Consider the following 20,820-nt stretch of genomic DNA (forward strand, 5'->3'; position numbering starts at 1 on the left):
TTTTTAAAGTGGGGATTTTAAAAGGCTAATTGAACAATGGGGTTTAAGGGGTATATATACTTGGGGAAGGGGGTGTCCCCCTTCTTTTTTTGGTTTTTAACTGTGATAGCATCCCCAACTTTATGCGCATTCCATTCTTCGTGTTTTTTCGACAAAAAGAAAAGATTCGATATAATGGACATATATGCTGCAAAAAATAGCGAAAACTTAATTTTCAAAAAATACCCAACCATGAAACTTACCTGCTAGTATAAACGTCAAATGGTAATATAGCCTGCTGATCAGGTAAGCAAGGTGGAAAAACTTTAAAGGGAGGGAAGAAGATGGTTTCTGGTTTCGGGCAACAGGCTTTGATCAGCATTATGTCTCATTTAGTATTTATTGCATTGGCCTGGTGGGCTCTTCAGGCATTGCGGTTTGAAACGCTTTTGCGGCCGAATCATGTTTTTCAGGCCCGTGTTTTATACGTGTTGTTATCCATTGTCATCGGATCGGCAGTCAGTAATTTCTTTCTCGATTATCTTCTATGGTCCCAGCAGCTGCCGCTTATTCTGCAAAGCATAAATATTTGGCCGGGTTAATGCTCAAAAACTGAAAAATTAACGGGCATGGTAATCAAGCAAAATTTTTATAAATATAGGTCTTCATACATGTTTTCATTTTGAGAGTTTTTAAGTAAAATCGTTTTGTTGCTTGTTTTCATGCATACATACAATCTTGTGAAGTTTTTTTCAAAGTATGCACAAAGAGGCAAGAAATTCCTGCATAACAGGTGATTCAGCTGCTTTTAAGGCTTGTCAAAAAGTGACGACAATTCCCAAGTATGCTCCTCATAACCTTGGTAACAATGGTACTAAGGGGAGGAGTTTATAGATGAAAAATGCAGCAATTTTTTTATCAATTATTGGGATAATTGGTTTCATGGTGATAAACATTGGGAATAAGACGACTGTAGCCAAAGGGGAGCTTGACCTGTTAACGATGGCCTCGTTAATGCAGGGCGAGAATATTTTAATCAAAGAATGGTCTTTACATGCAAGAGAAAAAATGGGAAATTTTCAAAGCCTGCAGGAAGTAGAAGCATTCACAGATGAATTGCAGCAGAAATATCCTGATTGGGAATGGAAATTCCAAACAACGGAAAAATCCTGGGAAGCAACAGCTGTTATAGAGGATAATGTAACACAGTCAGAGGCTGTCAAAATTCTATCGACCCCCACAAAAGGTCAAGTTCAAACGTATGTGATTTATGAGGCCAAAGGTCAAGGGTGGGAGAACGATCAGCAGGATCTGGCTACAGCTCTCAACAGCAAAATTTCTGACATATTTCGAGGAAATGCCACAATTTTCTCTTGTATCCAAGGCGAATTCAATGGTAAGATTAATAAGTCTTTGCCTGATACTGTAAATCAATTATTGGCCGCTTTTAATGCGAAAGAAATAGAAGCGCTAAAAGAAGACCAATTCATTTCAACATCAGCATATTCGCCACTGCTTGGTGAATCGATTGAGACGAATGGCAAGGAAATGAACATGCAGCTTGGATTACGGACAAAAGGAATGGGCGCCAAGACAACCATAGTTATTGGCACACCCATCATAACGATTGAATATTAATATAGAGAAATTGGACGCGGAGGGGAATACACTTTGGATAAAATCATCGTCCGCGGCGGAAATAGGTTAAGCGGTACTGTCAAAGTAGAAGGAGCAAAAAATGCTGTCTTACCGGTTATCGCCGCAACACTGTTAGCAAGTGATGGCAAAAGCGTAATTCGTGATGTCCCAACACTCTCCGATGTATATACTATTAATGAAGTATTACGCTATTTAAACGCCGAAGTGGAGTTTGAAAATAATACAGTAATCGTAAATGCATCTCGAGAGTTGAAGGTAGAAGCACCTTTTGAATATGTACGCAAAATGCGTGCTTCAGTTTTAGTCATGGGATCTTTATTAGCAAGAAACGGCCGTGCTCGTGTAGCATTGCCGGGGGGCTGCGCAATCGGTTCCCGCCCAATCGACCAGCATTTAAAAGGCTTTGAAGCGATGGGTGCGAAAGTAAAGGTTGGAAATGGCTTTATTGAAGCGGAAGCACCAGAAGGCCGCTTGCATGGAGCAAAAATATATCTAGATTTCCCTAGCGTAGGCGCTACGGAAAATATTATGATGGCTGCTACATTGGCCAAGGGTACAACCATTTTGGAAAACGTGGCGAAGGAACCTGAGATTGTTGACTTGGCTAATTTCCTGAATAAAATGGGTGCCAAGGTTAAAGGTGCAGGAACTGGAACCATCCGCATTGAAGGTGTTGATGTTCTGTTTGGTGCAGATCACAACATCATTCCTGACCGCATTGAAGCTGGAACTTTCATGGTGGCAGCGGCCATTACAGGCGGAGACGTTCTTGTAAAAGGCGCTGTGCCGGAGCACTCCACTTCTTTAATTGCGAAGATGGAAGAAATGGGTGTTACATTTATTGAAGAAGCGGAAGGAATCCGTGTATTGGGTCCAGATAAGCTGAAGGCTGTTGATATTAAAACAATGCCTCACCCAGGATTCCCGACAGACATGCAATCACAAATGATGGCCTTATTGCTTCACGCACAGGGCACAAGTGTGATTACGGAAACAGTATTTGAAAACCGCTTCATGCATGTGGAGGAATTCCGCCGCATGAACGCTGATATTAAAATCGAAGGACGTTCTGTGATCATGAACGGACCAAGCAACCTGCAGGGCGCAGAGGTTGCAGCTACTGACCTTCGTGCAGCTGCTGCTCTAATCCTGACTGGATTGGTTGCAGACGGTGTAACGCGCGTAACAGAGCTTAAGCATCTTGACCGTGGTTATGTAAACTTCCACGAAAAGCTTGCCGCACTAGGCGCTGATATCGAACGTATTACAGAAGTGGAAGAAACACCGGCTAAAGATAGCTATGTTTCTGACATGAACGCATAAGAAATGCCAATCAAGGCGGCCTTTGAGAGTCGTCATAAAATAGTCGCCTTGCGTGCATTCCTACCCTAAACCGCAGAATCGAGCTGTCAGAAGTCTGACAAATCGATTCTGCGGTTTTTTGATTTGGCTGGAAGTGTGCTGGCGGTGTTGGCCCGGTTGGGAAAGTCTGAATCTGGATTTCTTCATGAGGTTAGGAGGCGACCGCCCCAGTAAAACTGCCCGCCTGATACTGTATCCCGCCCCGATTCTGGACCTTGGTCATGGGAAAGTCTGATATGGCGGGAAGTAATGCATATATTAAAAAAGTGGTGTGTAAATGAATGGAAATTACGCATAAATTTTAAAAGTAGTGCCGTAAGTTTAATATGTGAAGCATAAAAAGGAAAAAGTGACGCAGAAACCGGTTTTGCGGACAGTAAATTGTGTGTAATGTTAGATAAATTTCGAAACATGCTAGATAAATCGTAATACATGTTAGATAAAACAGGAAATGTGTTAGGTAAAGTTCGAAATATGTTAGATAAAAAATAATAATATGCTTAATTAGCGGATGAAGGCGGGTTTTGGTAATGCCGCGAACTGTTTTTTTAAAAGAATCGGTTAGCCCTCACAACTTTACTCAAAAACGCCAACCAATATCGGCAGAAAACCGCGCCGAGCCATCTGCATATGCCCATTTTCATAAAAAAGCCACCAAGCTCATTAAGTTGTCATATTAGCTTGTCCATAGCCATAAATATGAAGTGAGTTAGAATTATTTTTTTGCTATGGAGGCTTAAAACATGACAAAATTCAAACCATTCATCGTACTAGCCGCATTGTTGTTTGCCGTCACTCTTGTAGTTCCGGCTCTGCTTGTGATTCCTTTTACAGAGGGGACAGTGAGCGGGAAGCTCGGCGAGGAACTAAAACAGGAGCAACAGAAGAAAACAGAGACGGCGGATATCCCACAAGGGCCTGCTATAGAGGTAGGTGTCTATCGCCTGGCACAAAAGAAGCTTGAGACCGTTCCATTGGAGGACTATATTGTCGGTGTTGTCGCATCGGAAATGCCGGCTGAATTTGAAAAAGAAGCATTGAAGGCACAGGCACTGGCAGCGAGGACTTTTATTGTTGAACAAATGCTGAATGAGAATAAAGCAAATATGCCTGGAGGTGCGCTTGTCTATGATACGGTCGTCCATCAGGTTTATAAAAATGAAAATGAATTGAAGCAGGTTTGGGGACCTGACTACAAATGGAAAATCCAAAAGGTAAGAGAAGCAGTTAATGAAACGAGAGGACAGATCCTCACTTTTGACGGATCTCCAATAACAGCATCCTTTTTTTCAACAAGCAATGGCTTTACCGAGAATTCTGAGGCCATCTGGCCAAATTCAGTTCCTTATTTAAAAAGTGTGGAAAGTAAGTGGGATTTGCAGTCACCGAAGTTTAATGGAAGAGAGGTTATCACGGTTCAGGAGTTTGAAAAGAAACTGGGTGTGAAGCTTCCTAACAATAGCACGATTGGCAATGTGACCGAAAGGACAGCGGGCCAGAGGGTGGCCAAGGTGGAGATTAACGGGAAGGTTGTCAGCGGCAAAGACATCAGGGAAAAGCTTGGCCTGAAATCAACGGACTTCACCTGGGAACGAAAGGGCGACAATATCATTATTAATACACAAGGCTATGGCCATGGCGTCGGCATGAGTCAATACGGCGCAAATGGGATGGCATCTGAAGGAAAAAATTATAAAGAAATTGTTTCCCATTATTATCAAGGTGTTGAGATTGCAGCCTCTGATCAATTGCTTACGAAAATCACTGCAAAAAAATAACAAAAAGGCTGGTTCTATTTTAGAATCAGCCTTTTCATTTGCCTGTTGGCTGCATATTGCTGAGTTGGAACCGGAAATCAACCGGATAATCTAAGACAGCCTACTTTTTAAAATAAGAAAGAATGAAAGCAAGCTTTTTAAACCGGCCATGGTAAAGAGCGCGGCTTATAAAATACCAGCACACCAAAACGCCTGTAATGTCCTTTACTGCGTCGATAAGGGTAGCAGAACGGTAAGGGACAAAGGATTGATGAATCTCATCCAGGATCCCGTAAAGGCAGGCAAGAACTGCCAGAAGAATATTCATTGCAGGAGTCAGCTTGCCTGCAGTTAACGCAGCAAAAACGAATAGAACATAGAGAATGCCGAATTCAATGAGATGCAGGGATTCTTTTATAAACCGGTCGACTGCCGAATCGGGCAGCTCCACCACGGCATTATGCGGCAGGCCGGATAGAGTCCAGATCAGCACCATATATAGGAAGGGAAGAACTCTAATGATCCACTTAAACATATTCCAAAAACTCCTTTAAAAATTTTTTCTTATATCATGCATAATAATAAAACCTTTGTCGAAAAATAAACCCAAAAAAATTTTTTTGCAGAATGTATATAATCCTCTCAATCTGTTCAGACTGATTGCTGAGGTGATGATAAATGAGAGAGGAAGAAAAGAAACGATCTTCTCAAGATTCCAGCTTTAAACGCTTTATGAAAAAGCGGTGGGCATTCCCAGCTATCTACATTGCAAGTGCAGCAATCATTCTAACCGGTGTTCTTTGGTACCAAAGCAGTGACAACGCTACAGACACAGACAGCTACGACTATGAAGCCACTGATATTACCGGTAAGAAGTACGATGAGCCAGCATTAGAAGTTAACCGTGCTATGGAAAACTTCGTAATGCCTGTTCAGGATCCAGACTCAGCTGTCATTCAAAAACAATTCTATGACTATGACGGCAAAGCTGAAGAACAGGAAGCTGCTCTAGTATTTTACAATAACACATACCATCCGAACACAGGTATTGATATTGCCACAAAGGATGGAGAAACGTTTGATGTACTAGCTGCATTAAGCGGAACTGTGAAAAAAGTAGAAGAAGATGCACTGTTGGGCAATGTCATTGAAGTTGAGCATGACAAAGGAATTGTAACACAATATCAATCTGTTACAGAGATGAATGTTGAGGTTGGCGACCAGGTAGAACAAGGTGATGCTCTTGCTAAAGCAGGCGAAAGCTTGTTTAATGAAGAAGCAGGTGTTCACGTACACTTTGAAATCCGCAAAGATGGAGTGCCGGTCAATCCGCTTGATTACTTCAATAAGCCGCTAAGCTCTTTACAAGAGTTAGACACATCTGATAAAACAGATGCTGCTGACAACAGCGGTGCAACTGAAGAAAACGACGAAGCTGCTCCTTCTGAAGATAAGTCTACAGAAGAGTCTGGCACAACTGAAGAAGAAGGCTCTACTGAAGAACCTGGCACTACAGATGAAGATGCCGGCCAAACTGACGAAGACAAATCTACTGACACAGAAGAAGATCCAGCTGGAAACTCTGAAGACGAAGGTCAAACTGACGACCAAGTCGAAGAAGAAAAGACTGAATCTACTGACGCATAATAATAGGGAGTCCGCCATGATGGCGGGCTCTTTTTTGGGTACCAGGTACCACCCGAATTTTGTCGAATGCACTATTTTTTCGACAATTCTGAACCAATCCTGTATAATATTTCGAAAGACGAAAAGTTGTACAGGGGGAGCTTAGTATGAAGAAGTTGCTTTTAACGGGGTTTGAGCCTTTTCTTGATTTTCCGATCAATCCGACCGAGATGATTGTGAAAGAGTTAGATGGTCAAAAGGTTGGAAACTATGAAATAAGGGGCCTGCATTTACCCGTTGATTTCGAACAGGCACCTAAGAAGATAGCAGAGGCGGTAGCCGATGAAAATCCGAATGCCGTTATTTCACTGGGCTTGGCTGCCGGGCGTACAGCCATCACGCCTGAAAGGATTGCGATCAACTGCCAGGACGGGGAACCGGATAATAGAGGAGTTACCCTTGAGGACAATCCAATAGAGGAGAATGGGCCTGATGGGTATTTTTCCACCCTGCCAATTCGCCGGATGGTCAATAGATTAAAAGAGGCAGGATATCCTGCGGCAGTGTCAAATACAGCTGGAACCTATCTATGCAATAATGTTATGTATTCCGTACTTCATGAGCTTAAGTTATCTGGCAAAGACATACCTGCCGGCTTTGTACATATCCCTGCGTCACATGCGCTGGCTGCTGCCAGCAAAAAGAGCATGGCAAGCTGGTCGGACGCTGACCTGCTAAAGGCAATCACATTAATAATAGAAGAACTTGATTAGGGAGCCAAGCCGTTTGGCTCCTTTTAAAATTGATAAAATAAATTATTGAAATAGTAATTTAGACACAGGTTATTATCACCGCTATAGTGTTTTCCTCTAATACCCTAAAGTTCTAAGTAAAGTCCGAACGTGTACAATGGCTGATAAATAAAGGCAAAACCTTTCCTGTCAAGCCTTGCCGCCCTCTCATCTTTATCCTTACAAAAAAAATATAAATATATTTGCAGCATATACTTGACCTAGAAAAGATTTTTGTACATAATGAAGTATAAATTTTCTTAAAATTTAGTTTAATCAGAAAACGAACACCCATACGGCCATTCCAAACTTAAAGCAGAAAGCGACAAAAAATGATAGCGCTTTCTTTAAAAAAGGGGGAAACAAACTTGCTTACTTTATTGTCTTTAATGGTGATTACCGGTGTCTGCCTTTTTCTTGCTTTAAGACAGAAAAAGCCAATCTTCCTTGCTGTGCCATTCCTATCCATTTTTGCCTACTTCCTCGTTCAAATCATCCTAGTCCCAGCCCCATTTATGGAAACAGTCAAATTTATTTTCAGTTTGAGGTAATGGTTTTTTCCGGGTCCGGTAAACGGATCCGGTCAAATAGCAGCAACTGCTGCAGTTGTTTTCAAAAGGAGTGGTTCCACACGCTGAAAACCTGTTTACCAGCAATTATGCATTCATGTAAATCCAATCATTTTAACCGGGGGTGGAGTTGTGAAGAAAATTGAGAAGAAAGTAGCTGACAGTTATTTTCGTGAAAAGACTCGGAATATGATCATTTATTTTGCTATTGGATTTCTGGCTTCCTTTGGAGTCGTCTTTTTTGCTGAGCCTTTAAGTGATATTACCATTAATGGTTTCCCGTTCCATTATTTTATGGGTGCACAGGGAGCAGTTCTGACTTTTATCATCCTGCTGTTTGTCAATGCCAAGATGGGTGATGCCATTGACCGGAAATACGGAATTGACGAAGAAAAGAATAAGCAGATCAGTTCCGGAAAAGTGTTTGATCATTAATAGAGAAAAAATGAGCGGCTGTTCGAGCGGCTTTAAAAGAGAGATATAAAGGGGCGTCATGAAAAATTTAGCATTGTGAAAAAGGGGGATGGCATTTGGATACACAATTTTTGGTCTCATTATCCATTATTTTAGCCACATTTGCTTTATATATTGGAATTGCCATTTATAACAAAGCAAAAGTAACATCGGATTTCTATGTTGCCGGACGGGGAATCCCGCCCATATTTAACGGGATGGCAATCGGCGCTGACTGGATGAGTGCTGCATCGTTTATTGGTATGGCTGGAACGATCATGCTTCTTGGCTATGATGGACTTGCCTACATTATGGGATGGACAGGCGGATATTTGCTGCTGACATTCCTTTTGGCTCCACAGCTGCGAAAATACGGCCGTTACACGGTTCCTGAATTTATCGGAGACCGTTTTGATAGCCATACAGCCCGTGTGATAGCGGCGATTTGTACGATCATTATCAGTTTCACATACTCCATCGGCCAGCTTTCCGGTTCAGGAGTGGTTATTGGCCGTTTATTTGAAATTGACGCTAAGCTTGGAACAATGATTGGCGTTGTCCTTATTGCCTTTTACGCTGCTTTCGGCGGAATGAAAGGGATCACTTGGACACAGGTTGCACAATATGTCATTTTAATTATTGCTTATATCATTCCGGTTGTATTCATGTCCCTGCAAATTACAGGGAACCCGGCACCATGGCTTTCTTATGGTGAGCTTGTCGGTAAAATGGGTGAGCTGGATCGTGAACTGGGAATCTCTGAATACTTTGCACCGTTTACAAATGGAACGAAATGGCAATTCCTGGCGCTTATGTTTACTTTAATGGCCGGTACAGCCGGGCTTCCTCACGTAATCGTCCGTTTCTATACGGTTTCAACGATGAAAGCTGCCCGCTGGTCAGGTGCATGGGCCTTGCTATTCATCGGCTTGCTTTACCTGTCAGCTCCTGCATACGCTGCTTTCTCCCGTTTCATCCTTATGACAAAGGTTGCAGGCAGCAAAATCACCGAACTGCCTGAATGGACCAAGACATGGGTGGATACAGGCAAGCTTCAAGTAGCAGATGGAAATGGAGATGGCGTTCTTCAGTGGAACGAATTAATCATTTCGAATGATATTGTCGTTATGGCAACACCGGAAATTGCCAACCTTGGTTTGTTTGTCATCGGTCTGGTAGCAGCAGGTGCAATGGCGGCAGCATTATCAACTGCCGGCGGTTTAATGATTGCCATTTCTTCCGCTTTTGCCCACGATATCTTCTATCGAGTGCTAAAGCCGAACTCAACTGAAAAAACTCGTCTATCTGTAGCACGCTGGTCAATAGTTGTGGCAACTCTCCTGGCAGGACTTATCGCGCTTAACCCTCCAGGAGCGATCACACAGATTGTTGCCTGGGCATTTGCGCTTGCAACAGGAACCTTCTTCCCGGCGCTTGTACTGGGTGTATGGTGGAAGCGTTCAAACTCACAGGGTGTTATTGCCGGCTTGCTCGTCGGACTGGGTGTGACATTGGCATACATCTTTGCAGCAAAATATGGCGGATTTACAATCCTTGGGATCATTGATACAGGTGCGGGCGTCTTTGGTGCTGCAGCTGCATTTATCGCCAACATCGTTGTTTCCCTAATGACAGCAGCTCCTTCGCAAAAGATTCAGGATGAGGTTATGGATCTTCGCTATCCAGAGCAAATGGTTTATAAAAACGGTGAAGTTTGGCTGAATGATGATGGATCCGTCTAGTTTATACGAATTGGAGGCTGTGCGGTTTCACCCCTTTTTCAGAGGGGTGGACTCTGACACAGCCCTTTCACTTCTATCATTATGCGAAGTCCGCCAATACGAAAAAAATGAAATCATGCTAAAAAAAGATAAACCCCGGGAAGGCCTTCTGCTCATTTTAGAAGGTCTTTCAGAGGTTTTTGTGAAAAATGAAACCCATGGACACGAGGAGGTTCTCGAGGTTGTCCAAAAAGGCGAAATGATTGGATTTTCAAGCCTTGCTGACTTCCTTGGCGTTTCAAAGCCAGTGAAAACCGATGTGATGGTTGAAGTGAAAGCGGTGAGTGCTTTAAGGGCGATGTACATCCCGTTTGAAGTGGTTACAAGAAGATGGGATGACCCGGCAGTCCACGATTATCTCCTGACGCAGGTTGCCATACGATTAAAAGATATTTATACCTCTCTGGCCGAACAGGTAAAGCTCGCTACGGATTACGGAGAAAATGACGCCTTTATGATACGTGTCCAGGATGTGATGAGTGAAGGGGTTGCTGCTGTTCATCCGGAAGAGAGTGTCCAAAAGGCAGCCCGTTTGATGCATAAAATGAGAACGAGCTCTGTGCTGGTCATAGAAAATGATTTATTAAAAGGGATTATTACGGAAAGGGACATGGTTGAGCGGGTGGTTGCCAGGGGAATCGAGTTATCAGCCGAAGCCCGTACGATTATGACACCAGACCCTGTCTCGATATCAAGGTCTGCTTATTATTATGATGCGATTTCACTCATCTTTTCAAAAGGAATTAAGCACTTGCCTGTTGTGGAGGATTCCAAGGTAGTTGGAATTGTTACTCTATCAGATTTGCTGAGGAAGAAAAACGAGAATGTCATGAAAACGATCCAGAAGATTGAACAGGCGGACCAGGACAGTCTTCCACAGGTGAAAAATGCCATTTATGAGGTAATCGATACGCTAATAAGGGATCGGGTTCCCATTTTGACAACCTTTGAAATCATAACAAAGCTTTATGACCGCCTTGTAGGCAGAATAGTAGAGCTCTCTATTAAAAATCTGCAGGAAAAAGGCAAGCAAAGGCCATGTGAATTTGCCTTTTATCAAATGGGCAGCAGCGGCCGGGGTGAACAGTTTATGCTCACCGATCAGGACCATTTCCTGGTCTATGAAAATCATAGAGAGGAAGCCTCTGCTTATTTTGAAGAACTGGGAAGAGAGATTACATCCAATATGGAAGCGGCAGGATATGCCCGCTGTAAAGGATTAATGATGTGCAGTGAACTGAAATGGCGCGGCTCATTGGCTGTGTGGGAAGATAGACTGCTAAAATGGAGGCTGCAATCTACTAACGACAATCTATTATTAGCCCAGAATTTCTTTTCGTACCGGCTGATTACTGGCTCTGAGAGATTGCATGAGAACTTTGAAAGAATGATTGCTGAGCAGATGAAAAGGTCGAGGATCTTTTTGTACCGGCTGGCACAGCTTGAAAAGGAGAATCCGATTCCGACCCTGGACCAGCCAATCCGGTCTTTATTTAAACTTGAACGGAAAAGCATTGATATGAAAAAAGAAGTTTTGTTTCCATATCATCACAGTCTGCAAATTTTATCTCTATTGCATGGAAAACAATCGGGGACACCGGTTGAAAAAATAGATTTTCTGAAGGAGAAACAGGTTATTTCCAGGGAGTTTGCTTTGGACCTGAAGGAAGCAGTAAGCACCATCCTGACCATGTATGTTACCCAGCGTTGGCAGCAGGCGAAAGCGGGAAGTGAGCTAACATCCGTTGTATCGTTTGCAAGATTGTCAACACGCGAAAAGGAAGAATTGATTTTAAGCTTAAAAACATTAAGGGAGCTGCAGAGCCAGGTGTTTATACACTTTTCAATATAACTCTCAAGAAGGAGGCTGGTAATGTTTTTTCGCAGAAAAAATGTAGCATGTTCCTTAACCTATGAAAATATTCCGCTGTCAACACCCTTGGAGGAACTGAAATTTGTTGTGTTTGATACGGAAACCACGGGATTTCAGGTTTCAACAATAGACCGGCTTATTGAAATTGGCGCAGTTCCGGTTAGGGGTCTGGAAGTGTGTGACAAGTATGTTTTTCAAACATATGTGAACCCAAATCGACAAATTTCTCGGGAAATAACAGAATTGACCTCTATTTCCGCCGAACGGGTAAAAGGCGCCCCGCAAGCATTAGAGGCTATGATGAGCTTTTTTGATTATGTCGAATCAAGGGAAACGGTCTGCCTGGTCGGCCACTATGTCAGTTTTGATGCACTTGCCCTGAAAAGCGAATTTAAACGGGAAAAGCTTGCTTTGAAAAATTTCCTGACTATAGACACCCTCGATTTAATTGGCTTTATCGCCCCGTCCTATGACATGCGGGATCTCGAGAGGTACGCTATGGCATTTGGCACCAGAATTTATGAGCGCCATAGTGCAGTAGGGGATGCACTAACCACTGCCTACCTATTTGTTGAATTGCTTCTACAGTTTAAAGACAGAGGCTATAACACCTGGGGAGAACTGATCAAAGCAACCGACAGCCAGATGAGATCCATGCAGTTTTAAAGGGAGAATGTATAGTGGTTGACATGTTGGTGGGCGGGTGAGTGATGATGGGGGGATGGTTTAAGGTCAGGATTAATAGCTGAGTGGTTGGATAGTTTCCCGAAGAGTAAAGAAAGAGCCGAGGGCGGGAACTTCAGAGGGTGGATAGTGCCGTTGACCGGGAGAAAGAGCGGGTGAAAGGCACTCATGAGTGCGAATAGTGCCGTTGACCAGGAGAAAGTGCCAATGAAGTGAACTAAAGAAGATCGCCAATTGATATACAAAAGCCGGATCCCAACAGGAATCCGGCTTTACGTATGTTTGTTTACTGAATATTAATCAAGGCCCCATTTTTATGAGCCACAACTACTTGTTCCCCGGACATTTTTTGATAAGACTGAGCTGTTCCGTAGGGAACCTGTAATCTAAAGAAGTCATTTTTAAATTCAACAGTAAAGTAATCGGCAGCACCCACAATGTTTGCCGTTGTAAAAGCGATGTCCTCCTTAATGATGAGCTTTTGGCTGATGAGCACCATATCGCTTTTGAGATTGTTAAGCGTTTTTAGCTCGGTTACGGACATGTTATAACGCTTAGCAATTCCCCATAATGTATCTCCTGGCACAACCGTATAGATAGCTGCATGCTGCAGGAACGTTTCCTCTGTGTGCCTCTCTGATCGAACCTCTAGCTTTTGTCCGGGGTAAATCATATTAGACTTTAGTTTGTTAACCGCTTTCAATTCTTCGACAGTCATATCATGCTCTTTGGAAATCCGGTAAAGGGTGTCTCCTTTTTGAACTGTATAGGTATCAACAAGTGCGTGGGTATCCTTTGGAGCAGCGTTTAAACTGGTGGCTGCGATAGCAGCAGCAAAAGCCGTACTGGCAGCTTTCATTCTTCGTGACTTTGCCTGCTTTCTCTTTTCATCAAGAATCCTATCTTTACGTGTTTGCATGATCGTTGTTTGCATTTCAAAAATCATCCTATCTATATGAATAGTTTGTTGGAATATAGTGGTCATATAACCATAAATATGAATATAAATTCTAAATATAGCGATCACAATAGGGAATAAATCCTTTGAGAACGCCATTAGAACAGCATCATTTTACCTTTTTTAAGAAACTTCAATTAGCTATTTTGTATGGTGTTTTCTCATATTCTTGAATTTATCTGATAGATAAGAAATGCATTTACAGAAAAATATTGCATTTCAGCAAAGACTATATCTGTCGAACTACCAGGAATTATACCTAGGTGTAGGGATCTAACTGGAAATTATGTAGGTAACAACACATTGGTCTTTAGCCTGTTTGTTATTTTTTACCCCAAAGGATTTAATGAAAACATTTCCTGTTTTTAGCCTTCAGATGTCCTATTTTCAAAAAATTTACACAAAACCTTGTCCCTATTGAGTTTTTCGTGCATATTACGTCAACCAAGCTAATAAACTGTTACAAACCTTACAAAGAGAATGTATGAGGTGAGGGATCGTTTTACTGAAACCACTGAATAAGTTGAGGACATGTTTAATTATCGCAAGCTGAGGGCTTTTGCTCTCAGCCGCATGTAAGCAGATTAAATCCTATCTAGTGTCTGCAAAAGCAGGGGCCATGCGGAATACAGTATCGAACCAAGCAAAAAGCGAGTCTCATTTCACACTTCTCACATCCAAATCGGGGAGGGCGAGTGGTGTGCACGATTACATCAAAGAGAGAACTATCAAGATTGGAAAGTATATCGTGGAGACGAAAAAAACGGTTCGCGTAATCGCGAAGGAGTTTGGCGTATCCAAAAGTACAGTCCATAAAGACCTAACGGAAAGACTACCTGAAATCAATCCTGAACTGGCAAACGAAGTAAAGGAAATACTGGATTATCATAAATCGATTCGCCATTTGCGCGGTGGTGAAGCCACAAAAATGAAGTATAAAAAAGAAGAAATGGAAGAAGAGCCAGTTAAATGAGAATAGCGCAAGGCGCCCGCTCAGGCGTCTCCTGCTGGAAATCAGCGTTTTAGCCGAGCTTTACAGTTGCTTTGGCAGCTTCCTTTAAAGCTGTGCAGTCCCAAATTTAAAGAATTATGAATAACCTCACAGCGGCTCCCGGGGGCTCGAGATCATAAGTTGTTTTTTTGGCCGGCAATGTGGCCTTCCCTTATGCTTTTAAGCCCCTTCATAAGTCGCCTTCATTTAATCCTCTTTTTACGACAAAATTCCTCAAAAAGTCACACAGTTTTTTACAAAATGTTACTGTATTCACAAGGAATGTGTTAAAATATAAAATTAGGATAGAACCTGGTTCGTAATGACTAGGACGCCAAAGAGTGTCAGGCAAGATCATTTCTTTTTAGGAAAAAGAACTGATTTTTTTGCGTGGCTTAATCTGCTGTGTAAAGAAAACTAACGAATGAATTATTAAAAACTTAGCTGTGTTGAAGCCCAATATTGACTTATGCACTTTGTTGATTGGAGCGGAAATCAACAAGCAAGTTAAACAGAATCAAAAAATTAAAAGCGAAGTTCGCTTTCAGAAAGCCGAAATAGAGAGAGCCTTCAAAGCTGCGGACGTAAGCTGGCCATTTGTGCAAGGAGGAACGAAAAGAAATGTTTGCAAGGGATATAGGGATTGATTTAGGAACGGCGAACGTGCTGATCCACGTTAAAGGCCGCGGAATTGTGCTGAATGAACCGTCTGTTGTGGCGATTGATAAAAATACGAATAAGGTGCTGGCTGTGGGCGAAGAAGCGCGCCGCATGGTCGGCCGTACACCGGGAAACATCGTGGCCATCCGTCCGCTGAAAGATGGAGTTATTGCTGACTTTGATGTAACGGAAGCGATGCTGAAGCATTTTATCAACAAATTAAACGTCAAAGGCTTTTTGTCCAAGCCCCGTATTTTAATTTGCTGTCCGACAAATGTCACAGGTGTTGAACAAAAGGCTATTAGAGAAGCTGCTGAAAAAAGCGGCGGCAAAAAAGTTTATCTTGAAGAAGAGCCAAAGGTAGCTGCGATTGGAGCAGGGATGGATATCTTCCAGCCTAGCGGAAATATGGTCGTGGATATCGGCGGCGGTACAACGGATGTTGCTGTTTTATCAATGGGTGACATTGTGACATCTTCATCCATCAAGATGGCCGGAGATAAGTTTGATAATGAAATCCTTCAGTATATTAAAAAGGAGTACAAGCTCCTAATCGGGGAAAGAACAGCTGAAAATATCAAAACGACAATCGGTACTGTTTTCCCTGGGTCTAAAAGCGAAGAAATGGAGATCCGCGGCCGGGACATGGTTTCAGGTCTTCCAAGAACGATTACCGTTCGTTCAGAAGAAATTCAAGGAGCTTTAAGCGAGTCAGTAGCTGTGATCGTACAAGCTGCGAGAAGTGTACTTGAACGTACACCGCCAGAATTATCTGCAGACATCATTGACCGGGGCGTTATTTTAACAGGCGGCGGCGCGCTGCTCCACGGCATTGATCAGCTGCTGGCTGAAGAGCTGAAAGTGCCAGTCCTCATTGCTGAAAATCCAATGGATTGTGTGGCCATCGGAACAGGCATTATGCTTGATAATATTGATAAGCTTCCTAAAAGAAAGCTTATTTAAAAAGAATGAACCTGCCTTTATTGGCGGGTTTTTTGCTTTTTTGGCACGATTAAAGCTCAGTGTTATAGCGGAAGGTGTATAATCCTCGAAAGTAGATTTGATTTCTCTCGTGCAGTGTTCATTTGAGGACGCTGATTCAACGTCCAGCGGGAAGAAGCAAGTCAAAGGGAGACCCCGCATGCGCAAGGCGCTGAGGAGTATCGGACTGCCCCGGGAAAGCGAACGTATGGAGCGGAAATCAGCAGCCTAGTTAAACAAAGCCAATTTTTAAGTAAAGATTTAACAATTCGAGCCGATTTAAAAGAGAGGTACAAATTTTTTCAAATTCTGACTTTTTTCTTCAAATTTTTAATGTTTATTATCGGAAATTTTCCTATAATAGAAGTATCGTGAATAAGTGTGCGGATTTGGTTGAAAAAATTGGCTTTTCATTTTAGAGGTGAACTCGATGTTTAGAGGTTTTTATACGGCGGCTTCCGGGATGCTTGCCCAGCAGCGGAGGACGGAAGTGCTGACAAATAATATGGCTAATGCCAATACCCCGGGGTTTAAGGCTGACCAAACGAGTATGAGGGCTTTTCCCGAAATGCTGCTGCAGCGGTTTGACCAGCAGTCCGTTTCCGCTGAAGGAGGTTTAGATCTTCCTTTAAACAAAAGGATCGGCAGCCTTAACACAGGTGTATATATGCAGGAGACCCTGCCATCTTTTATGCAGGGAGATTTAAAGGATACGGGCTTAAACACTGATCTGGCTCTTCTGGATATCAATATGCCGGAAAACGAAAGCGGTCTTAGAGGTTCCGTTTTTTATACAGTATCAGGTACTGATGGCCAGCCGCGCTACACAAGGAACGGAAATTTTACAATCGCTGGCGATGGCTTTTTAACGACTGCCAGCGGATTATATATTTTGGATAATGAAGGCGAGCGGATTCAGCTTTCCAGCGACAGATTTACTGTAAATGACGATGGTATCTTAACCGGTGAAGCTGGCGAAACAGCTAGACTTGGAATTGCCTTTGCTGAAAACCCTGAGAGTTTGAGGAAAGAAGGCGACGGCCTGTTCGCTGCTACTGAGGCGAGTGTTGTTGAAGAAGCCTATAATGCAGATGGTGTACAATTCAAGCTGCAGCAGGGCTATCTGGAACGCTCTAATGTGGATGCATCCAGAACGATGACAGATATGCTGACTGCCTACCGTTCTTTTGAGGCCAATCAAAAGGTCCTTCAGGCCTATGATCGCAGTATGGATAAAGCGGCTAATGAAGTTGGCCGGATCGGGTAAGGTTCCGCAGCAAACCCATTAAGGGGGGAGAAATATGAACAGAACGATGATTACAGCGACCAATACGCTCGCCCAGCTGCAGAAGCAGATGGATATCGTCAGCCATAATATGGCGAATATCGATACAACTGGCTATAAGCGCAAGGAAGCCAATTTTACCGACCTGCTTTTCCAGCAATACAATAACCAAAAGAATCAGGATTTCGAAGTTGGAAGATTAACACCAGCAGGCATTCGGCAGGGTGTTGGGGCAAAGCTGGCGCAATCCCAAATCGTTATGAAGCAGGGAGCAATTAAAGCCACAGAGCGTCCGCTTGATCTGGCTTTTACAAAGGAAGGCCAGTACTTCCGGGTGCTTGAACAGACCGATGCGGGCACAGCTGTCCGTTTTACAAGAGACGGTGCTTTTTACTTAACACCAGTTTCAGAAAATGAGACAATGCTCGTGACAGGAGACGGTTATCCTGTCCTTGATGAAAATAACAATTCAATTATAATAAATGGACAAGCTAAAAATTATAAAGTAACTGAAAATGGACGTTTTATAGCAGAAGCGGCAAATGGTGATGTCCAGGAGTTTAATCTAAGTGTTGTCCAAATGAACAAGCCGCAATTTCTGGAGCAAAAAGGCAGAAATCTGCTTGGGCTTCCAGATGGAATCGAGGGCGAGGAGATTTTTACCGAGCTGAACGGAGCTCTCCGCGGCCAAGTTGGAATGGCACAAGGCGCTCTTGAACAATCCAACGTAGATATGTCCAAAGAGATGACAGATTTAATCAATCTGCAGCGTGCTTATCAATTTCAATCAAGATCCGTGTCAATGGCCGATCAAATGATGGGCCTCGTTAACGGAATACGTTAGGTAAAAGGGGAAAGTAAAATGTCTGTAAACAACAGTAATCAAGAAGCAGTCAAGACGCGTGAACAACTGAAGAAAGAACGCAGCAAAGAAGAAGCACCGCGTAAAGGGCGGATTCGCGTTCGCCTCATTCCAATCTGGCTTCGGATTATTATTGTAGCACTTTTAATTTTCCTGAGCGTTATGGCCGGAGCCGCTGTCGGATACGGGATATTGGGCAACGGAGAAGTGAAAGACATTTTCGCAAAATCAACCTGGACACATATAATGGAGCTGGTTGAAAAGGAATAGAAGCAAAGAAGGAGGGCGGTGGCCTTCTTTTTTTGTGAGGCTATGTTAAATTGCATGGTACGAGACTCCATCGTGAATCGAGCCAGTGGCAAACCCACAGGCTTATGGCTAGAGGAGCTCTTGGAAAGCATGCGGAAAAGCGATGGCGTGTAGGTGAAATCAGCAGACAAGTTTAACATTAGCTATTTTATAAATAAAAGCAGAGGATCTGCCCTCTGCCTTTTTTTATGACAAACCCAATTGAAAATAACATTTGAAAAATCAAGGTTTTTCAAATCAGCTTTCTTAATAAAAAAGTTAGCTGCGCCATCGTCTCCAAACATAAAAAGCCGAAAACTTACCTAAAATCAGCCACCCCTTTGCCAAAGTCGCTTTTTTTAGTAAAATAAGTGTAAGCTATTATTAGTATCTGGTACTAATTATTACATACCTATAAGGGAGCGAAAGTCATTGAAATTAAATGTTGAAGAAATTAAAGAAATCATCCCGCACCGTTATCCTTTTTTGTTTGTGGATTCCATTGAAGAGCTGGAGCCTGGAAAAAGAGCTGTTGGGAAGAAGAACGTGAGTGCAAATGAGGATGTTTTTAATGGTCATTTTCCTAATTACAACGTATTTCCCGGCTGCCTTACTTTGGAAGCGTGCGCTCAAACTGGCGCGGTAGCTCTGCTGTCTCTTGATGAATATAAAGGAAAGCTGGCATTTTTCGCTGGTGTTGAAAAATGCCGTTGGAAGCGTCAGGTTCGCCCGGGAGATACACTTATCATGGAAGTCGAATTACTCTCTGTCCGCAGAGGAATTGGAAAAGGAAAAGCAGTTGCCAAAGTGGGCGATGAAGTGGCGATGGAAGCCGAGATTATGTTTGCGATTGAAAGGTAATATCTATTGGAAATCCCGTACATGCTGTGCGGGATTTTTTTATGAAAAAAAGCAATTAAAAAGAAACAAAAAATCTATGCAAGTTGTTTCGGTTTTTGGGAAATATAAAGGAAGACCAGTGCAGCAGGTCAACAAATACAACTTAGGAAAGGAGCTTTTACGATGAATAAAAAGCTTTTAAAACTTATCGGAGGTTCTGTCCTTTCAGCAATGCTTTTAGCAGGCTGTGCCACAGATGACCAGGAGCCGCCGCCAGAAGACGATACAATCATGGAAGATGAAGGTGGAAATGGCGGTATGAATGGTGAAAATGGTGAAAATGGCGACATGACCAACGAATTAAATGAGAACGGCGATGACAATGACATCAACACTGACGAAGACGGTGATGTTATGGAAGACAACAACGAGCCGGGCGAAGAAGCTATAGAAGACAATAAAGATATGCAAGACGAAGACAATAAAGACGAATAGTAAAAAGTAAGGGACAGGGACAACCTGTCCTTTTCTTATGTTTAAAAAATGGGTAATTTACCATATATTGAGAACTTTTTTTAATTTTTCCTGCGCACTTATGTTAATGTATTTATGATATGATTAAAGATAAGAATTATATGGATATATAGATTAGATTTAACAATTGGGGGGTACTTTTACAAGGATGGCGTTTAAAGATCTTTCTCAGGGGATAAAAATCAGTATTTCTCGTTCGATCACCACTTCATTTGAATCTTATATGAACGGAATTAATTGGACTGAAGATAAATTTAATATGCAAAACTTTGTAGCAGAATGGCGCGAATACATAATCAACCACGCATCCTGGTATAGCCAGATCAGCGAGGAGACGAAAGCGGATCCTGTTTTTCATGAAGAGCTGGCTGTCAAAATCAATGAGGTCATCAATAAGATCTTATCTGAAAAGCCGTCAGAGAAGCAAATGGATGAGATAGCAGAGCTTCAGGAACAGCTTGAAGAAGACTATAACTATTCCTGTAAAATGGAAGCCAAGTATGTGATTGAAGTGATGAAGGAAGAACTAAAAAAAAAGCGCAGCAGCTAATGCCTGCTGGGGAAGAGGAGCTTAAGATTGCCTCTATTCTTTATTACCAGGCTTATCAAGAGGATCTTCCATTGCTCAATTACCGCAAACAGGATGTCGAATATATCATAGAACAGCTTCAATTAAAGCTGACAGATGGTACGGACGTATTTGACAGTGTGTTAGTGCATTAATATATATAAATAAGGCTGTTTTCGTGTTGCTTTTTGAAGGAAAACGTATTTTATCCAACTGAGTTGATTGTAGCGGAGGGCACTTGACTCTTGCGGGAAGTGAGGGAAGTGCGAGACCCCGCAGGCGAAGCCGAGGAGGCTCGCAACCCTCCCCGCGGAAAGCA

General features: G+C 42.6%; 22 protein-coding genes and 1 pseudogene. 20 read left to right on the forward strand and 3 right to left on the reverse strand.

Annotation, left to right across the window (positions count from 1 at the left end; translation table 11 throughout):
* Positions 1-323: 323 nt before the first annotated feature.
* The 4 genes from AC3ZVC_RS05580 (at position 324) to spoIID (ending at position 4,778) form a co-directional block, all read left to right on the forward strand.
* Positions 324-581 (forward strand): DUF1146 family protein, encoded by a 258-nt coding sequence (locus AC3ZVC_RS05580; protein ID WP_490066893.1) that lies wholly within the window; start codon positions 324-326, stop codon positions 579-581.
* 292 nt (positions 582-873) lie between these two features.
* The gene (locus AC3ZVC_RS05585) at positions 874-1,617 is read left to right on the forward strand and encodes a YwmB family TATA-box binding protein (protein WP_490066895.1); all 744 of its coding nucleotides are present in this window, start codon (positions 874-876) and stop codon (positions 1,615-1,617) included.
* Positions 1,618-1,650: 33 nt separating this feature from the next.
* Complete coding sequence (gene murA / locus AC3ZVC_RS05590) at positions 1,651-2,961, forward strand: UDP-N-acetylglucosamine 1-carboxyvinyltransferase (protein WP_490066898.1); 1,311 nt, start codon at positions 1,651-1,653, stop codon at positions 2,959-2,961.
* Between the two features lie 782 nt (positions 2,962-3,743).
* On the forward strand, positions 3,744-4,778 hold the full coding sequence (gene spoIID, locus AC3ZVC_RS05595) for a stage II sporulation protein D (RefSeq protein WP_490066902.1): 1,035 nt from the start codon (positions 3,744-3,746) through the stop codon (positions 4,776-4,778).
* A gap of 100 nt (positions 4,779-4,878) precedes the next feature.
* On the opposite strand, the gene AC3ZVC_RS05600 is transcribed toward spoIID, so the two are convergent.
* Positions 4,879-5,292, reverse strand: coding sequence for a VanZ family protein (locus AC3ZVC_RS05600; RefSeq protein ID WP_490066905.1), 414 nt, complete (start codon positions 5,290-5,292; stop codon positions 4,879-4,881).
* A gap of 143 nt (positions 5,293-5,435) precedes the next feature.
* Between AC3ZVC_RS05600 and spoIIQ the strand changes: the two genes are divergently transcribed.
* From spoIIQ to AC3ZVC_RS05635, 7 genes are all read left to right on the forward strand, one after another.
* The gene (gene spoIIQ / locus AC3ZVC_RS05605; protein ID WP_490066909.1) at positions 5,436-6,404 is read left to right on the forward strand and encodes a stage II sporulation protein SpoIIQ; all 969 of its coding nucleotides are present in this window, start codon (positions 5,436-5,438) and stop codon (positions 6,402-6,404) included.
* Positions 6,405-6,550: 146 nt separating this feature from the next.
* Positions 6,551-7,156: a pyroglutamyl-peptidase I gene (locus tag AC3ZVC_RS05610; RefSeq protein WP_490066911.1), complete on the forward strand. Its 606-nt coding sequence runs from the start codon at positions 6,551-6,553 to the stop codon at positions 7,154-7,156.
* Positions 7,157-7,542: 386 nt separating this feature from the next.
* A complete protein-coding gene (locus AC3ZVC_RS05615) occupies positions 7,543-7,725 on the forward strand; it encodes a hypothetical protein (protein WP_144544436.1) in 183 nt (60 codons plus the stop codon).
* Positions 7,726-7,875: 150 nt separating this feature from the next.
* Entirely contained in the window at positions 7,876-8,178 is a 303-nt protein-coding gene (locus AC3ZVC_RS05620) for a DUF4212 domain-containing protein (RefSeq protein WP_490066914.1), read from the forward strand.
* A gap of 95 nt (positions 8,179-8,273) precedes the next feature.
* Entirely contained in the window at positions 8,274-9,938 is a 1,665-nt protein-coding gene (locus tag AC3ZVC_RS05625) for a sodium:solute symporter family protein (RefSeq protein WP_490066918.1), read from the forward strand.
* Complete coding sequence (locus tag AC3ZVC_RS05630; RefSeq protein ID WP_490066920.1) at positions 9,919-11,829, forward strand: DUF294 nucleotidyltransferase-like domain-containing protein; 1,911 nt, start codon at positions 9,919-9,921, stop codon at positions 11,827-11,829. The genes AC3ZVC_RS05625 and AC3ZVC_RS05630 overlap by 20 nt, the downstream gene beginning before the upstream one ends.
* Positions 11,830-11,850: 21 nt before the next feature.
* The gene (locus AC3ZVC_RS05635) at positions 11,851-12,516 is read left to right on the forward strand and encodes a 3'-5' exonuclease (RefSeq protein WP_490066922.1); all 666 of its coding nucleotides are present in this window, start codon (positions 11,851-11,853) and stop codon (positions 12,514-12,516) included.
* Positions 12,517-12,820: 304 nt separating this feature from the next.
* On the opposite strand, the gene AC3ZVC_RS05640 is transcribed toward AC3ZVC_RS05635, so the two are convergent.
* Positions 12,821-13,468, reverse strand: a complete 648-nt coding sequence (locus AC3ZVC_RS05640; protein ID WP_490066926.1) for a LysM peptidoglycan-binding domain-containing protein — start codon at positions 13,466-13,468, stop codon at positions 12,821-12,823.
* Positions 13,469-14,192: 724 nt separating this feature from the next.
* On the opposite strand from AC3ZVC_RS05640, the gene spoIIID reads away from it, so the two are divergent.
* From spoIIID to AC3ZVC_RS05665, 5 genes are all read left to right on the forward strand, one after another.
* Positions 14,193-14,465: a sporulation transcriptional regulator SpoIIID gene (gene spoIIID, locus AC3ZVC_RS05645; protein WP_009332173.1), complete on the forward strand. Its 273-nt coding sequence runs from the start codon at positions 14,193-14,195 to the stop codon at positions 14,463-14,465.
* A gap of 639 nt (positions 14,466-15,104) precedes the next feature.
* Positions 15,105-16,106 (forward strand): rod shape-determining protein, encoded by a 1,002-nt coding sequence (locus AC3ZVC_RS05650; protein WP_490066933.1) that lies wholly within the window; start codon positions 15,105-15,107, stop codon positions 16,104-16,106.
* Between the two features lie 448 nt (positions 16,107-16,554).
* A complete protein-coding gene (locus AC3ZVC_RS05655) occupies positions 16,555-17,391 on the forward strand; it encodes a flagellar hook-basal body protein (protein WP_490066937.1) in 837 nt (278 codons plus the stop codon).
* A 34-nt stretch (positions 17,392-17,425) separates the two neighbouring features.
* Complete coding sequence (locus tag AC3ZVC_RS05660) at positions 17,426-18,253, forward strand: flagellar hook-basal body protein (RefSeq protein ID WP_490066941.1); 828 nt, start codon at positions 17,426-17,428, stop codon at positions 18,251-18,253.
* An 18-nt stretch (positions 18,254-18,271) separates the two neighbouring features.
* Positions 18,272-18,541 (forward strand): DNA-directed RNA polymerase subunit beta, encoded by a 270-nt coding sequence (locus AC3ZVC_RS05665; protein ID WP_490066945.1) that lies wholly within the window; start codon positions 18,272-18,274, stop codon positions 18,539-18,541.
* Between the two features lie 182 nt (positions 18,542-18,723).
* Here AC3ZVC_RS05665 and AC3ZVC_RS05670 read toward each other — a convergent pair.
* Positions 18,724-18,864: pseudogene (locus AC3ZVC_RS05670) on the reverse strand (DUF1963 domain-containing protein); the annotation flags it as partial.
* 127 nt (positions 18,865-18,991) lie between these two features.
* Here AC3ZVC_RS05670 and fabZ point away from each other — a divergent pair.
* The 4 genes from fabZ (at position 18,992) to AC3ZVC_RS05690 (ending at position 20,656) form a co-directional block, all read left to right on the forward strand.
* Complete coding sequence (gene fabZ / locus AC3ZVC_RS05675; RefSeq protein WP_490066947.1) at positions 18,992-19,420, forward strand: 3-hydroxyacyl-ACP dehydratase FabZ; 429 nt, start codon at positions 18,992-18,994, stop codon at positions 19,418-19,420.
* Positions 19,421-19,582: 162 nt separating this feature from the next.
* Positions 19,583-19,894, forward strand: coding sequence for a hypothetical protein (locus AC3ZVC_RS05680; protein ID WP_490066950.1), 312 nt, complete (start codon positions 19,583-19,585; stop codon positions 19,892-19,894).
* 187 nt (positions 19,895-20,081) lie between these two features.
* A complete protein-coding gene (locus AC3ZVC_RS05685) occupies positions 20,082-20,483 on the forward strand; it encodes a hypothetical protein (RefSeq protein WP_490066954.1) in 402 nt (133 codons plus the stop codon).
* Complete coding sequence (locus AC3ZVC_RS05690) at positions 20,483-20,656, forward strand: hypothetical protein (RefSeq protein ID WP_490066957.1); 174 nt, start codon at positions 20,483-20,485, stop codon at positions 20,654-20,656. Before AC3ZVC_RS05685 ends, AC3ZVC_RS05690 begins: the two co-directional genes overlap by 1 nt.
* The last annotated feature ends 164 nt before the right edge of the window (positions 20,657-20,820 follow it).

Source organism: Cytobacillus sp. C11.1, assembly GCF_058145115.1.

What these genes read in the sequence shown, in the direction of transcription:
- AC3ZVC_RS05655 (WP_490066937.1), top strand. Translation starts at nt 16,555, where the DNA reads ATGTTTAGAGGTTTTTATACGGCGGCTTCCGGGATGCTTGCCCAGCAG.
- AC3ZVC_RS05665 (WP_490066945.1), top strand. Translation starts at nt 18,272, where the DNA reads ATGTCTGTAAACAACAGTAATCAAGAAGCAGTCAAGACGCGTGAACAA.
- AC3ZVC_RS05635 (WP_490066922.1), top strand. Translation starts at nt 11,851, where the DNA reads ATGTTTTTTCGCAGAAAAAATGTAGCATGTTCCTTAACCTATGAAAAT.
- AC3ZVC_RS05640 (WP_490066926.1), bottom strand. Translation starts at nt 13,468, where the DNA reads ATGCAAACAACGATCATGCAAACACGTAAAGATAGGATTCTTGATGAA.
- AC3ZVC_RS05650 (WP_490066933.1), top strand. Translation starts at nt 15,105, where the DNA reads ATGTTTGCAAGGGATATAGGGATTGATTTAGGAACGGCGAACGTGCTG.
- AC3ZVC_RS05685 (WP_490066954.1), top strand. Translation starts at nt 20,082, where the DNA reads ATGGCGTTTAAAGATCTTTCTCAGGGGATAAAAATCAGTATTTCTCGT.
- AC3ZVC_RS05600 (WP_490066905.1), bottom strand. Translation starts at nt 5,292, where the DNA reads ATGTTTAAGTGGATCATTAGAGTTCTTCCCTTCCTATATATGGTGCTG.
- spoIID (WP_490066902.1), top strand. Translation starts at nt 3,744, where the DNA reads ATGACAAAATTCAAACCATTCATCGTACTAGCCGCATTGTTGTTTGCC.
- spoIIQ (WP_490066909.1), top strand. Translation starts at nt 5,436, where the DNA reads ATGAGAGAGGAAGAAAAGAAACGATCTTCTCAAGATTCCAGCTTTAAA.
- AC3ZVC_RS05630 (WP_490066920.1), top strand. Translation starts at nt 9,919, where the DNA reads ATGATGATGGATCCGTCTAGTTTATACGAATTGGAGGCTGTGCGGTTT.
- AC3ZVC_RS05680 (WP_490066950.1), top strand. Translation starts at nt 19,583, where the DNA reads ATGAATAAAAAGCTTTTAAAACTTATCGGAGGTTCTGTCCTTTCAGCA.
- AC3ZVC_RS05690 (WP_490066957.1), top strand. Translation starts at nt 20,483, where the DNA reads ATGCCTGCTGGGGAAGAGGAGCTTAAGATTGCCTCTATTCTTTATTAC.
- AC3ZVC_RS05610 (WP_490066911.1), top strand. Translation starts at nt 6,551, where the DNA reads ATGAAGAAGTTGCTTTTAACGGGGTTTGAGCCTTTTCTTGATTTTCCG.
- AC3ZVC_RS05660 (WP_490066941.1), top strand. Translation starts at nt 17,426, where the DNA reads ATGAACAGAACGATGATTACAGCGACCAATACGCTCGCCCAGCTGCAG.
- AC3ZVC_RS05580 (WP_490066893.1), top strand. Translation starts at nt 324, where the DNA reads ATGGTTTCTGGTTTCGGGCAACAGGCTTTGATCAGCATTATGTCTCAT.
- AC3ZVC_RS05585 (WP_490066895.1), top strand. Translation starts at nt 874, where the DNA reads ATGAAAAATGCAGCAATTTTTTTATCAATTATTGGGATAATTGGTTTC.